The organism is Mycobacteroides franklinii (assembly GCF_001853795.1).
GTDB lineage: Bacteria > Actinomycetota > Actinomycetes > Mycobacteriales > Mycobacteriaceae > Mycobacterium > Mycobacterium franklinii.
This window is the reverse complement of the sequence record NZ_MLIK01000019.1, coordinates 1,554,049-1,567,330: the sequence shown is the minus strand read 5'-3', so window position 1 is coordinate 1,567,330 and position 13,282 is coordinate 1,554,049. Positions and strand designations below refer to the sequence as shown.

Sequence of the window (13,282 nt, the reverse complement as noted above, 5' to 3'; positions counted from 1 at the left end):
GGGGGCCGTCCTCGGCGAGGGGGCTCCTGCGCCACTAGCTGCTCCATCGACGTGTCCGACCTAACCAGGGCGCACGGATCTGAGCGCCTCGTTGCCGTCCGAGTGTAAACGCCTCCGGGTCAGACCCGGCGAACTCAGCCTTCGAGTTTGTAGCCCAAGCCGCGCACGGTGACCAGGTGCACCGGATTGGCCGGATCAGCCTCGATCTTGGACCGCAGCCGCTTGACGTGCACGTCGAGGGTCTTGGTGTCGCCCACATAGTCCGCGCCCCAGACCCGGTCAATCAGCTGACCGCGGGTGAGCACCCGGCCACTGTTGCGGATCAGGTATTCCAGCAGGTCGAATTCCTTGAGCGGCAAGGTGATTGCTTCCCCGTTCACCGAAACGGTGTGCCGGTCGACATCCATGCGCACCGGGCCGGCCTCGAGCACCCCGTCACCGGAGGCAGTCTCTTCGGAGTCCGAGCCGCGGCGCAGCACCGCGCGAATGCGGGCGATGAGCTCACGTGCCGAGTACGGCTTGGTCACGTAATCGTCGGCGCCCAGCTCCAGCCCGACGACCTTGTCGATCTCGCTGTCGCGCGCGGTCACCATGATCACCGGGACGCTGGACTTGGCACGCAGTTGCTTGCAGACATCGGTGCCACTCATCCCCGGCAGCATGAGGTCCAGCAGCACGATATCGGCGCCGGCGCGCTCGAATTCGGCGAGCGCAGAGGGACCGTCGTTCACGATGGTCGCCTCGAAACCCTCCTTACGCAGCAGGAAGGCCAGTGGATCGGCCAGCGAGTCTTCGTCCTCAACAATCAAGACACTGGTCATCGACGTACATGTTCCTCTCGTGTAGTCGCTTTGTGCTCTTCGCGTAAGCGGCTGATAGGTACTTGTGGTGCGGCGTGATTACTCGCATCTTTGCGAGGTGTGCTCTGGTCGGACGGTAGGTGCGCTTCGGTGTCCTCGACGTCGTCCTGATCCTCGTACACGGGCAGGGACAGCGTGAAGGTCGATCCCGTGCCCGGCTGGCTCCACAACTTGATGGCGCCATTGTGGTTGGCCGCCACATGCTTGACGATCGCCAGCCCCAGCCCGGTGCCGCCGGTGTCGCGGGAGCGCGCCTTGTCGACCCGGAAGAACCTCTCGAAGACGCGCTCCTGATGTTCCTTGGCGATCCCGATGCCACGGTCGGTGACGGCGATCTCGATTTTGTCGCCGCGGCGCCTGCGGCTGATCGACACCGGCGATCCCTGCGGCGAGTAGGCGACCGCATTGGCCACCAGATTGCTGATCGCGGTGATGAGCAGGGTGGGGTCGCCGCGCACCTCAAAGCCGCTGGGTGCGTCGGTGGTGACCGCGATATCGGCGTTCTCTGCCGCCACCTTGGACCGGCTCATCGCCTCGGACACCACGAAGTCGACGTCGACGACCTCCAGGTCGGGCAGCTTTTCGGCCCCCTGCAGCCGCGAGAGCGCGATGAGTTCGGTGACCATGTTGCCGAGGCGGCGGGACTCCGCGAGCACCTGTTCGCCGAAATGCCGCACGGTCTCGGGGTCATCGGAGGACTCCAGCAGCGCCTCGGCGAGCACGCCCATCGCGCCGACGGGCGTCTTGAGCTCGTGGCTGACGTTGGCCACGAAATCGCGGCGGGTGGCCTCCATGCGGACATGCTCGGAGTCGTCGTCGACGTAGATGACCACCCAGCGGGTATCGGCGTCGGAAAGCCTGCGCACGTGACCGCGCAGAGAGAATCCCGCACGGCCCGGCGCCTTCGGCTTGGTGGTCAGGTCCACTTCGACGGCCTCACCGGTGACCAGTGTCCGCTGCGCGGCATTCCATGCGTGCTCGTCGAGTTGACGGTCGCGCACCAGGCCGAGTTCGCGGGCGCGGGCGTTGACCAGGACCACATCCTGATGCTTGTCCACGACGACGATTCCTGTCGGCGCGATGGCGACGATGCGCTCCAGCATCTGCGAGACCGTCAGACCCGTCTGGGCTACATCGGAACCCTTCCGGGTCTTTCGGAGGCTCGGGGAGCGCCGTGAGTACCAGACGCCCAGCACCGCACCCGCAGCAAGCGCCGCGACGGCTGCGATCGTCACGATCACAACCAGAGAGCCCGATGCGGCGGTCACGCGAAAAGCGTACGCATTCGGTGAACGTCACCCCAGCAGCGTGCGGCTAAATGCCGAGCAAGTCACATATTCCCGCACAGGTGTTAGGCGTGCGTTTACCGAGTATTCGCCAATTGGCGATCTTTTGGTGGGGCCAGACTCTCGGTGAGGTTATTTCGCGCCCTGGTTGGCTACCGCCGCGGCGCCTGCGGCCGCGGCCTCCGGGTCCAGGTACACCCCACCCGGAGTGATCGGTTTGAGGTTCTCGTCGAGGTCGTACCGCAACGGAATGCCCGTGGGAATGTTCAGGCCGACGATCTCCTCGTCGGAGATCCCGTCGAGGTACTTCACCAGTGCGCGCAGCGAATTACCGTGGGCGGCAATGAGAACTGTCTTGCCCGCGCGCAGCTCCGGCACGATCGAGTCTTCGTAGTACGGCACGAACCGCGCCACCACATCGGCCAGACATTCGGTGAGCGGCCCGCCGTCGATATCGGCGTAGCGGGGATCCTGGTCCTGGCTGTAGTGGCTGCCGCGCTCGATGGGTGGCGGCGGGGTGTCGTAGCTGCGGCGCCAGGCCATGAACTGGTCCTCGCCGTACTTGGCCTTGGTTTCCGCCTTGTCCAGCCCTTGTAGCGCACCGTAGTGGCGCTCATTGAGGCGCCAGTCTCGCACCACCGGGATCCACAGCCGGTCGGCCGTGTCCAGGGCCAAGTGCGCGGTGTTGATCGCGCGACGCAGCAGCGAGGTGAACAGAATGTCCGGCAGCAGCCCCTGCTGAGCGAGCAGCTCACCACCGCGCTGCGCCTCGGACCTGCCCTTTTCGGTCAGGTCGACATCGACCCAGCCGGTGAAGAGGTTCTTGGCGTTCCACTGGCTCTCGCCGTGGCGCAGCAGGATCAGGGTGGCCCCGTTTGACTGACTGGAGGTCTCGCCGCTCATGAGCGTTACCTTATCCACTCCCGCTTCGGTTCGATACAGCGATACCCGGCGCTGGTTTAGACAACGGCCTGGTCAGCAGCCACCGCCACGGCCCGCACCTGCTCGGCCTGCCCCTCAAACGCGTAGTCGTGGAGCGGAAACGTGCGCGACGAGCGGCGCGCGGCCTGCGTGGACATGGGCCGGATGTACGCGGACTCGCCGTTGTGGTCGAAGTAGTAGCTGTTGGCGGTGGCGCAGTTGCCGACCTGGAACAGCGAGGTGGCATACCGGCCGCGGACCTGTTCGGTCCAGTCGGCGGCCGCCTGCCGGCGTACTTCGACATCGGTAGCGCCCAGGCGCTGCGCCTCGGCGATCACCCGGCTGATGTGCGCGCCCGCCGTGTCCACGACGCTGTGCCACGTGCCGCCGGTCCATCCGTAGTGCCCGAACACCTGGAAGTAGTTGGGCAATCCCGGGGTGGAGATGCCGTGATAGCTCTCCGGCAGCTGGTGCGCGTAGAAGTCGCCGAGGTCAAACCCGTCGCGCCCGGTGACCGGGGTGTCCCGGTAGATCTGCGGGTCGTAGAACAAACGGAATCCGGTCGCGAGCACCAGGACGTCGACGGCGCGTTCTCTCCCCTCGCGCGTGCGAATCCCGGTCCGGGTGATGGTCTCGATCGGGTCGGTGATGAGGTCGACATTGTCCCGATTGAAGGTCTGCAGATAGGAGCTGGAGACCGCGGGGCGCTTGCAACCGAAGTCGTAGTCCGGAGTGAGTTTGGCGCGAAGCTCCTTGTCCGGCACCGCCCTCCGATAGGTCACGTTACGCAGGAAACTCGCCACCGCCTGGGGGATGACCTTGACGTTCGCGTAGTACATGACGCCGTACACCAGCACCCCGGCGTAGACGAGTTCCAGCCCTTCCTGCAGCAGCCGCTGGGCGAAGGGCACCCGACGGAAGAAGGTCTTGACGGCCCCGGGCGTGGTGGGGTCGAACTTGGGGAAGATCCAGATCGGCGTGCGCTGATAGACGTCGAGGTGGCCCACTTCGGGCGCGATCTCCGGAATGATCTGTACGGCACTGGCTCCGGTGCCGATGATGGCGACGCGCTTGCCCGCCAGGTCGACACTCTGATCCCAGGACGCCGATTTCACGATGGTGCCCGCGAAGTCGTCGAGGCCGGGTAGTTCCGCCGGTTTGGGTTCCGGGAATGGACCGGCCGCCACGATGACGAACCGCGCCGTCACGTCCTTGCCGTTGACCTTCATACGCCAAAGATCGGCATCGTCGTCCCAATGGCGTTCCCCCACTTCACTGTTGAAGCGAATCAGCTCACGCACACCGAAATCGTCGGTCAACCGCTCGACATACGCCAACACCTCGGGACCCTTGGCGTAGAACCGGGACCAGTCGGGGTTGCAGGCTTCCCGGAACTGATATGCCTGCGCGGGAACATCCACGCCGATACCGGGATACACGTTGTCGCGCCAGGTTCCACCGACGCCGGCGGCCCGCTCGAAGATGGTGACATCCGTGACGCCGGCCCGCAGCAAGTCGCGGGCCACCCCGATACCGGACAGCCCGGCACCGATGATCACCACCTGATGATCGGGCCCCCGCATGGGCTTACGACGTCGCGCGCTCATGCCGTTGCCTCGTAGGTGAGCTCCTTGGACCAGGATGGCTGCGCCGGAAGCCATTTACGCGGAATGTGATCGGAGGCCTTGACCATGGAGTTGGCCAAGTAGTGGTAGGGGTGATCGGGGTTGATGACCCACTGGGAGCCCTTCTTCAAGAACCGGTAGATGAACAGCCGGGTCCCCTTGCCGCGGTCTCCGACGTTGGAGAAGCGGTTCATCGCGTCGTACAGCCGCTGTTCACTCAGCCCCATCGCCACGATGTTGTTGCGAATCCGGTTGATGAGCGGAATCCCGGCACCCAACCCCACCAAGCCTGCGACCAGGAAGGAGGGACTGACCAGCGTGCCGACGTTCTCGATCACGGCACGGCGCATCGGCCCCTGCCCCATCATGTCGAGGACGTGGAAATCGACTGCGAGGTGCCGAGATTCGTCGGAGTTGATGTGCCGGAACGCATCGTGGCAGATCGGGTCCTGCACCTCCTCGAGGAGAAACTTCAGCAGCGCGCCGTCGAGGGCCACCTCAAGCAGCGGGATGACGGTGCCGAGGACCGTCAGCGAGAGACCATCCGAGTACTTGTCCAACCATTCGATCGCCAAGCGCACGTTGATGTTCGGCTCCGGAATCTCATCCTCCTTGAGCATGCCCCAGCGCCGCATGAGCGCGAGTTCGGCATTGGCGTGCTTCTGCTCTTCTGCGTGGAAGTACCGGTAGATCTCGGCGAGTGTGGGGTCCGGGGCCTTCTTGGCCAGCGCGGCGAACCCACGCGCGCCGATGTTCTCGATCCACACCAGGTCGGCCATGAAGCTCTTGAGCTTGGGCCACAGTTCGGGGCTGATGGTCTCGGCGCCGGGTGCATCCCAGTCGACATCCGCGAGCGCCCACTGCTTGTCCTTGATGGTCTGCAGCATGTCTTCCAATACAACGGCCATTGCCATTCCTCCTTATGCGGACTGCGCGGTGGTGATTTCGACGTGGTCAGCGAGGGTCTGGGTGACAAATCCCCCTGCCGCACGCATGGCGGCTCCGGCCTCGGTGCTGAACCGCGGGAGCGCCTGAAACACGTGGATCTGCCCCGGCCATACCTGCAGTTCACAATGCCCACCGGCACGGGTGATCATGAGTTCGAGATGTTCGGCGTCGGCGGCCATCATCTCCCGGCCACCTACCTGAATCAGTGTGGGCGGCACCCGTGTTCCCGGTACCAGAGAGACCCGCAGCCGAGGATCGCCCTCGTCCCGCCCCTGCGTGTACATGTCCACAAGACGCCGTGCGGCGGCAGCGGAGATGATCGGGTCCGGGGCATCACGTTCGCGTTCGGCCGACATCCCCAGCGTGAGATCCATCAGCGGTGAGAACAGCACCATCGCTCCCGGTTGCGGTACCCCGAGCCGATGGTTCTCCGCGATGAGGTCCACCGCGAGGTGCCCGCCCGCCGAGTCACCGGCGATCACAATGTCTTTGGCGGCGTACCCCTTCTCGAGAAGCCACTGGTAGGCCACGCGTACGTCATCGGCCGCCGCCGGGAAGGGGTGCTCCGGCGCCAGCCGGTAATCGAGACTGAAGGCGGGCAACCCGGTGGCCCGGGACAGTCGCGCCACCAGCCTGCGATGTGTCCGGGGCGAGCACACCACGTATCCGCTGCCGTGAATGTAGAACAGGATCGGGCCATCGGGATCGCTGTTGGCGGTGTGCACCCACTCGCCGCGCAGATCGCGTTCTCTGACCCGCGATATCCTCACATCGTCAGGCATCGGACTACCGGCCGCCATGGTCCCGGCGACGACGCTGCGTGCCGCGGCGACCCCAAACCTGTTGAGCCGTACCCGATTGAACACCGGACGCAGCGCCAATCCGGTCAGTGCCGCTGTCGCCCGGGTGCGCCGGGACGCGGGCTGCACAGCCGCGCTCAGGTCGGGGCGTATCGCACACTTGACCCGCGCGGTCACCTTGTCCACCCGGCTGCGCACCCGCTGCACAGCATCCCTGCCCGGCTGTCGGCGGGGAGACTCTGCCTGGAAGAGATTCGGGAACCCCGCCAGCGAAATATCGTCCAGCTCGGGCATCTCGCGACGGCCGATTCCCGTCACCGGGATTCTCGATGCCGCCATCTCCTCGGGCGCCGACGCGAAAACGATCACATCGCAATGATGTTCAATGCCTTCGACACTCCGGATTCCTGCGGCGCTGAAGCGCGCGAGGGGCCAGGTGATCAATGTGCAATTGGGTGCCTGCAGCGCGGTGTAGAACTCGTCGGCGACCACCACGTTGGGACGCCCGGTCAGTGGCAACGGCGTGAGCTGTCGGCGCGTCCAGGGATCTTCGATGTGCTGACGAAGATTGTTTCGCGCCAGCAGCTCGAGGATGCCCGCACGCTGGGGGCGCCGTCCCGCGAACCACGCCTGTCGCGCCGCATCCCTGACCGCCGGAACCTTCACCAGAAGACGGGCAGTGCGAGACTCCCGGCGCGGCAGTATCCAGTCCGGGGAGCTTTGGAAGAGCTTGACAGAGGCCGCCTCTCGCACGATCTCGGGAAGCAAGGTAGCTGCGGCGGCGCCGTTGCCGACCACAGCTACCCGCTTACCGGCCAGGACAACGTCTCTGAACTCCTGGCCTCGCACGACCGTCCCGGTATAGGCCTCCATACCGGGAACCGTCGGATCTGCTTCTGATCGCGAGCCGATGGCCAGCACCACCGATCTCACCGACAGGTCTTCTCCCCCAGCGATGTCAACGTTCCAGCGCCCATCGACCTCGTCGTAGACAAGCGCGGACACTTTCTGCCCGAGACGCACATGCTTGCCCAGATCGAACAGCCGGACAGTGTCGTCACGCCAGGTGCCGGCCCGCGCCTCGCCACGATCCAGCACCACGAAGTTGTGGATGCCGGCACGCTTCAACCCGGCGGCCACACTCAACCCGGTGAATCCGGCCCCGACGATGGCGACATCTGCATGCATGGTCATCACCGCACATCCGCGCCGAGTAGTTCTTTGGCGTCAACCGGCGACGGCATCAGCCGGCCGATCAGGCCCGCACCCCAGCGGTAGGGGTTTGGGGTATGCCGTTTGAGGTGCCACACGAGTTTGGCGTCGAGCTGCGGGACGACGTAGAACCGTCCGCGATCGTGCGCATCGAGCGTGCCGCGCGCGATCCGTTCCGGCGAGACACCGGTGTACTTCATCACCGAGGCGGCAAGACCGCTGACCGAACCGCTGATGCGGCCGTCGCTGACGATGTTGGTCTTGACGAACGTCGGGCACAGCACCGTGACCTTGATTCCGGAGCCACTCAGTTCGGCGGACAGTGTCTCCGATAGCGCCAGCACGCCCGCCTTGCTCACGTTGTAGGCGGCCATCATGGGTGCGGCAGCGAAGCTCGCAGCCGAGGCGACGTTGATGATGCCGCCGAAACGTTGCTCACGCAGCAGCGGAGTGAACACCTGGCAGCCGTAGATGACGCCCCAGAGGTTGATGTCCAGGGTGCTCTCCCAATCGGACATCGACATCGTGCCCACCGGCAGTCCGCCGGTGCCGATCCCGGCGTTGTTGATCACCAGGTCCGCGGGCCGGCCCAACCAGTTCTCGGACACCCTGGCCAGTTCACTGACCTGCTCGTACGAGGTGACGTCGCAGGACACCGCGCGGGCTTGGCCGCCGCCGATCATCTCGACGGTCTCCTGTGCCCGGCCCAGGTCGATGTCAGCGCAGACGACGCGGCTGCCGCGTGCGGCGAGCGTCTGGGCGAAGGCGCGGCCGATGCCGCTGCCCGCACCGGTCACCACCGCACTCGCTCCGTAGCTGATCTTCGGACGTCGGCGCGGGTAGGCTCCCGCGTCGGGTGCCGTCATTGGCATCACCCTTCGCTTGTCGCTTACGCATGACATGTAAACGTAAATCAAGCGTGTGGCACGCCCGGCCGCTTGTCAAGGGTGCGGCGAGATCAATGTCGGGTTAGTAGTCCCGCGCGGTGGCTAACGCAGCGCGGTCAGTCCATCGATCGAGCTGCCGTTGTTTTCCAGCGCGCTCTGCAGGGTCAACTTCTCCTCGGGCACTTTCGCAACATGTTTTTCGTACACGTCACGATGCCCCACGAAGTCCATCAGCGGAACCGAGTACCCGCACGAGTCAGCCACCCGCGTGACGTCAACCAAAATGATTGAGCGAGCACCTTTTTCGAGTTTCTTGGAGAAATTCGCACGCAGTTGTGGATACTCGGGTTCGTTGAACTGCACCACGCGCGCCTGGCCGTGTAACCGAATGATGCGGCACCGCTTGTCGAATGAACAGAACATCAGCACGATGCGCCCGTTGTCGCGCACATGTGCGATGGTCTCCGCGCCGCTGCCGAAATAGTCCAGATAACCCACCTGGTTCGGCCCCAGCACCGCAAAGGTCCCGGCCATCCCCTTGGGAGACACGTTGACGTGCCCGTCCGAGCCACTGGGCGCGGTGCCCACGAAGAACACCGGCTGATCGGTCAGCCATCGAGCGAGTTTGTCGTCGATCTCCTCGTACACAAGACCCATGCGGTCCAGCGTGCCACCGGGGCCCGACAATCCGCCAGCGGATTCCGGAGGGTCAGATGCGGGTGCGCAGATCTTTGCGCAGGATCTTGCCCGCAGCGCTCTTGGGAATCGCGTCGATGAACTCGACCTGCCGAATCCGCTTGTGTGGAGCCACCTTCTGCTCGATGAAGGTCATCACCGCCTCGTCGGTGAGGTCAGCATCGGTGCGCACCACGAAGGCCTTGGGGATCTCGCCGCTGGAGGGATCGGGTACCCCGATAACAGCCGCATCGCCGATACCCGGATGGGTCAGCAGCAGCGCCTCCAGCTCGGCGGGGGGCACCTGGTAGCCCTTGTACTTGATGAGCTCCTTGAGCCGGTCGACGATCGTCACCACCCCGTCGGCGCGCACCACCGCGATATCACCGGTATGCAGGAACCCGTCGGGCTCGATCGTCGCGGCGGTGGCTTCGTCGTTGCCGAGGTAGCCGGCCATCACGTTGGGCCCGCGTACCAGCAGCTCTCCCGGCGCACTTTCGCCCTCGGCCGGAATATCGATCTCCGCACCGGTTTCGGTGTCGATGAGCTTGTTCTCGGAATTCGGGACCGGGATACCCACCGAGTTGAGTGGGATATCGGGACGGTTCGGCGGAATGAGGTGGCTGACCGGGCTCAGCTCGGTCATGCCATAGCCCTGGCTCACGCGGCAATTGAGGCGTGCGGCAACCGCATTGCCCAGCTGCTCGTCCAACGGCGCGGCGCCCGAGAACACCGAACGCAGGCAGGACACGTCGTACTTGTCGACATCCGGATGCTTGGCCAGCACCACCGCCACCGGGGGCGCCACGAAGACGTGGTCCACACGGTAGTTGGCGATAGAGCCCAGGAAGGTGTCGAGCTCGAAGCGCGGCAGGATGATCAGCTCGGCGCCCAGCTTGAGCTGCACATTGAGCAGCACCACCAGTCCGTAGATATGGAAGAACGGCAGGACGGCCAGCACCCGGTCGCCTCGCTCTACCCCATAGAGGTGCTTGGCCTGGGCGATATTGGCGACCAGGTTGCGATGGGTGAGCATCACGCCCTTGGCCTTGCCGGTGGTTCCCGACGAGTACGGCAGCACCGCCAAATGCGTTGCCGGGTCAAAGGAGATCTGCGGCGGCGCGAGGTCGGGCCGCACGATGTCGGCCAGCGACAGGTGTCCTTCCACGGGATCGATGGTGATCACGTTGGCGGCATCGACCCCGGCGATCTCGGCGGCCTCCAGCGCGCGGGACAGCAGCGGCGAGACCGTGAAGATGAGCTGAGCCTTGGAGTCGGCGAGCTGCTTGGCGAGTTCCTCGGCGGTGTACAACACGTTGACCGTGCTCGCGGTGCCGCCCGCACGCAGGATGCCGTGCAGTACGACGGCGAAGGTCGAGCAGTTGGGCAGGAAGACCGCCGCGACATCCCCCAGGCCGAAACCGCGGTCGGCCAGCCCCGCCGCGGCTGCGTCAACCTGAGAGCGCAGCTCGCCGAAGGTGGTCTGCGCGCCCGAAAGCCCATCGATCAGCGCGATGCGACCGTCGTCTTCGCTTTTATCGCCAAACACGTACTCGTAGACAGAGCACTCGGGAATCGAAACGTCGGGCAGCGGGCTTCGGAAGGTCACGCCGGACAGTCTTGCACGCCGCGTCTAGTCCCTGCTCAGAGTCCTCGCCTCCACCATCGAGGACGGTCTAGTCCTCGATGAGGTGCTCGAACGCCTCGAGATTCTTCAGCGACTCTCCCCGCGAAGTTCGCCAGGCCCATTCCTTCTGGATGGACGTCTTGAACCCCAATTCCAGCAGGACGTTGAAGTCGCCGTCCACGGCTTCCAGCACCTGCCCGAGCAGCCTGTCGATCTCCTCGGGGGTGATCGCGGGCAGCGGCAGGCGGCCCACCAGATAGATATCGCCGGTGTTGTCGATCGTGTACGCGACGGCGTACAACCGGCGGTTGCGTTTGAGCAGGTACCGGTACACACCCTCGGTGTTCTCGTCGGGACGACGGCAGACGAACACCTCGATGCGCACGGCGTGCTCACCGGGGCTGAGCATCGTGGTGATCTTCTGCTTGCGTTCGCCGGGCAGCTCCACGATGAGCGAGGGCTTGCCATCGGGCCCGTGGTGTTCGGTGAAGGCGACTTCCCGCTCGACGAGCGTCCGCACGATGGTGGCGTAGGCCCCTTCGGCTGTCGTCATCGCCGCAGCCCCGACAGCCGGCGCGCCCGGAAACGCGAACGAGGTGCTCGCTGCGTGGAGGGCCTTTGTGGCGCACGGTAATCGGCGATGGCACGGCTGTAGCTCGACAGCAATGAGTCCGCGGTGCTGGACCAGGAGAAGCCCTCGGCATGTTGTACGGCCGCCCGGCTGAGGCCGGATCCCGTACGCGCCAACAAGCTCCCGATCGCATCCGCCCAGTCCTCGGTGCGATGAGTCGGCACCAGCAGACCGGTGCGTTCGTCGGCAACCGCGACCGGCAGACCGCCCACCGCAGCCGCCACCACCGGGGTACCGCACGCCTGCGCCTCGATGGCCACCAACCCGAAGGACTCCGAATGACTCGGCACCGCAACGATATCGGCCGCCCGATAGACCTGGGCGAGCCTTTCTCGCGTCTGCGGAGGCAAGAAGGTGACCCGGTCGGCGATCCCGAGGTCCACGGCGAGATCCTGCAGCGCCGTCGGCTCGTCGAGACCACTGCCCGACGGCCCGCCGACAATCAGAACCCGAACCCCGGGCAGCCGCTCGGCGGCGCGGACCAACAGATCGGGAGCCTTCAGCGGCTGGATGCGCCCGACGAAGGCCACCACCTGCTCATCGGCCCGCAGGCCGAATTCGGCGCGGGCGGCAGCCTTGTCGCCGGGAGTGAACACATCCAGGTCGACGCCGGGATGGACGATATCGATGCGCCCAGGGTCCGCGTTATGTATCGAAACCAGTTGCTTGGCCTCATCTTTGGTGTTGACGATGAGCCGGTCGGCCTCATCGACCACCTGCTGCTCACCCACGGCGCGCAACGCGGGCTCCGGGCGGTCCCCCTCGGCCAGGGTCTGGTTCTTGACGGCGGCCAGCGTGTGCGCGGTGTGCACCAGCGGAACACCCCAACGATCGCGGGCCAGCCAGCCTGCCTGGCCCGAGAGCCAGTAGTGCGAGTGAACCAGGTTGTAGTAGCCGGGCTCGTGGATCGCCTCGGCCCGCAGCACCCCGGCGGTGAATGCGCACAGCTGGGTGGGCAGGTCGTACTTGTCCAAGCCCTCGAAGGGGCCGGCGACGATATTGCGCACCGTCACCCCATCGGCGACGGTCACCACCGGCTCGTCGGACGACGCGGTGGCACGGGTGAAGATGTCGACGGCGACACCCCGACGGGCCAGCTGAAGTGCCGTCTGCAGCACGTAGACGTTCATACCGCCGGCATCGCCGGTACCCGGCTGAGCCAGTGGTGAGGTGTGTACGGATAGGACGGCGATGCGGCGCGGCTTCAGCGCCGCAACCGCCCGGCGCGCGAACTCATCGCCACTAAGCACACAGCCATCTTGTCACTTACCCACAGACGGTCGACGCGCAGCCTCGCTACCAGCGGTTTGAGTGTCAGCGTGACCTGATCTCCTGCCGGTATCCCTCTTCGAGGATCTTGCGCAGCTTCTCGTCCGAATGCGTGATGGCCAGGGAGATGAACGGCGAAATGACCTTGCCGAGCGCGCGCCCGGCAAGCCCACCGGGCAGTCGGTAGTCGATGTTGATCTCCAGCTCGGTTTCGTCGTCGGAGGTGGGCCGGAAGCGACACTCGATCTGGTTGTCGATCCCCGAACGCGACTCGGTGGTGAACAGGGTGTCCGGGTCCCACCCGGTTACCTCGATGGTCGACCGCAAGGTGGCGCCGAGGTTGATGGCAATGTCGTACTTGGCGCCGAGGCCGCGTGACACGTCGTTGACGAAACGAACGTGCTCGATCCCGAACATCCAATCCGCCAGATGGTGCGCATCGCTGACGTAGTCGAAGGCGTATGCCATGGGCACCTTTGCGGAGGAGACGTGATGGATATGCGTCATGTGCACATCCTTATCACTTTTGCCTTCGCCGAGT

12 protein-coding genes are annotated in these 13,282 nt (G+C 65.2%); all 12 read right to left on the bottom strand.

What is annotated here, in order from left to right:
• Positions 1-134 precede the first annotated feature (134 nt).
• The 12 genes from BKG76_RS15145 to BKG76_RS15090 all read right to left on the bottom strand — a co-directional run bounded on the left by BKG76_RS15145 (position 135) and on the right by BKG76_RS15090 (position 13,248).
• The gene (locus tag BKG76_RS15145) at positions 135-821 is read right to left on the bottom strand and encodes a response regulator transcription factor (protein ID WP_005062021.1); all 687 of its coding nucleotides are present in this window, start codon (positions 819-821) and stop codon (positions 135-137) included.
• Complete coding sequence (locus BKG76_RS15140) at positions 818-2,128, bottom strand: sensor histidine kinase (protein WP_070938343.1); 1,311 nt, start codon at positions 2,126-2,128, stop codon at positions 818-820. Before BKG76_RS15140 ends, BKG76_RS15145 begins: the two co-directional genes overlap by 4 nt.
• 150 nt (positions 2,129-2,278) lie before the next feature.
• Positions 2,279-3,049, bottom strand: coding sequence for a phosphoglyceromutase (locus tag BKG76_RS15135; protein WP_070938342.1), 771 nt, complete (start codon positions 3,047-3,049; stop codon positions 2,279-2,281).
• A 56-nt stretch (positions 3,050-3,105) separates the two neighbouring features.
• Positions 3,106-4,674 carry a flavin-containing monooxygenase gene (locus BKG76_RS15130; RefSeq protein ID WP_070938341.1) on the bottom strand — a complete coding sequence of 523 codons (1,569 nt, stop codon included), beginning with the start codon at positions 4,672-4,674 and terminating at the stop codon, positions 3,106-3,108.
• Positions 4,671-5,600 carry a reductase gene (locus tag BKG76_RS15125; protein ID WP_070939258.1) on the bottom strand — a complete coding sequence of 310 codons (930 nt, stop codon included), beginning with the start codon at positions 5,598-5,600 and terminating at the stop codon, positions 4,671-4,673. The genes BKG76_RS15130 and BKG76_RS15125 overlap by 4 nt, the downstream gene beginning before the upstream one ends.
• Positions 5,601-5,612: 12 nt before the next feature.
• Positions 5,613-7,634: a flavin-containing monooxygenase gene (locus tag BKG76_RS15120; RefSeq protein WP_070938340.1), complete on the bottom strand. Its 2,022-nt coding sequence runs from the start codon at positions 7,632-7,634 to the stop codon at positions 5,613-5,615.
• Entirely contained in the window at positions 7,634-8,518 is an 885-nt protein-coding gene (locus BKG76_RS15115) for an SDR family NAD(P)-dependent oxidoreductase (RefSeq protein ID WP_070938339.1), read from the bottom strand. Before BKG76_RS15115 ends, BKG76_RS15120 begins: the two co-directional genes overlap by 1 nt.
• A 123-nt stretch (positions 8,519-8,641) precedes the next feature.
• Positions 8,642-9,196, bottom strand: a complete 555-nt coding sequence (locus BKG76_RS15110) for a pyridoxamine 5'-phosphate oxidase family protein (RefSeq protein ID WP_070938338.1) — start codon at positions 9,194-9,196, stop codon at positions 8,642-8,644.
• A 52-nt stretch (positions 9,197-9,248) separates the two neighbouring features.
• Positions 9,249-10,823 carry an AMP-binding protein gene (locus BKG76_RS15105; RefSeq protein ID WP_070938337.1) on the bottom strand — a complete coding sequence of 525 codons (1,575 nt, stop codon included), beginning with the start codon at positions 10,821-10,823 and terminating at the stop codon, positions 9,249-9,251.
• Between the two features lie 67 nt (positions 10,824-10,890).
• A complete protein-coding gene (locus BKG76_RS15100) occupies positions 10,891-11,394 on the bottom strand; it encodes a type III secretion system chaperone family protein (protein WP_070938336.1) in 504 nt (167 codons plus the stop codon).
• The gene (gene mshA / locus BKG76_RS15095) at positions 11,391-12,722 is read right to left on the bottom strand and encodes a D-inositol-3-phosphate glycosyltransferase (protein ID WP_070938335.1); all 1,332 of its coding nucleotides are present in this window, start codon (positions 12,720-12,722) and stop codon (positions 11,391-11,393) included. Before mshA ends, BKG76_RS15100 begins: the two co-directional genes overlap by 4 nt.
• A gap of 64 nt (positions 12,723-12,786) precedes the next feature.
• Complete coding sequence (locus BKG76_RS15090) at positions 12,787-13,248, bottom strand: SRPBCC family protein (protein ID WP_070939257.1); 462 nt, start codon at positions 13,246-13,248, stop codon at positions 12,787-12,789.
• Positions 13,249-13,282 lie beyond the last annotated feature (34 nt).

Excerpts from the sequence above, each read along its gene's own strand:
- BKG76_RS15145 (WP_005062021.1), bottom strand. The coding sequence starts at position 821 with ATGACCAGTGTCTTGATTGTTGAGGACGAAGACTCGCTGGCCGATCCA.
- BKG76_RS15135 (WP_070938342.1), bottom strand. The coding sequence starts at position 3,049 with ATGAGCGGCGAGACCTCCAGTCAGTCAAACGGGGCCACCCTGATCCTG.
- BKG76_RS15130 (WP_070938341.1), bottom strand. The coding sequence starts at position 4,674 with ATGAGCGCGCGACGTCGTAAGCCCATGCGGGGGCCCGATCATCAGGTG.
- BKG76_RS15125 (WP_070939258.1), bottom strand. The coding sequence starts at position 5,600 with ATGGCCGTTGTATTGGAAGACATGCTGCAGACCATCAAGGACAAGCAG.
- BKG76_RS15120 (WP_070938340.1), bottom strand. The coding sequence starts at position 7,634 with ATGACCATGCATGCAGATGTCGCCATCGTCGGGGCCGGATTCACCGGG.
- BKG76_RS15115 (WP_070938339.1), bottom strand. The coding sequence starts at position 8,518 with ATGACGGCACCCGACGCGGGAGCCTACCCGCGCCGACGTCCGAAGATC.
- BKG76_RS15110 (WP_070938338.1), bottom strand. The coding sequence starts at position 9,196 with ATGGGTCTTGTGTACGAGGAGATCGACGACAAACTCGCTCGATGGCTG.
- BKG76_RS15100 (WP_070938336.1), bottom strand. The coding sequence starts at position 11,394 with ATGACGACAGCCGAAGGGGCCTACGCCACCATCGTGCGGACGCTCGTC.
- BKG76_RS15090 (WP_070939257.1), bottom strand. The coding sequence starts at position 13,248 with ATGACGCATATCCATCACGTCTCCTCCGCAAAGGTGCCCATGGCATAC.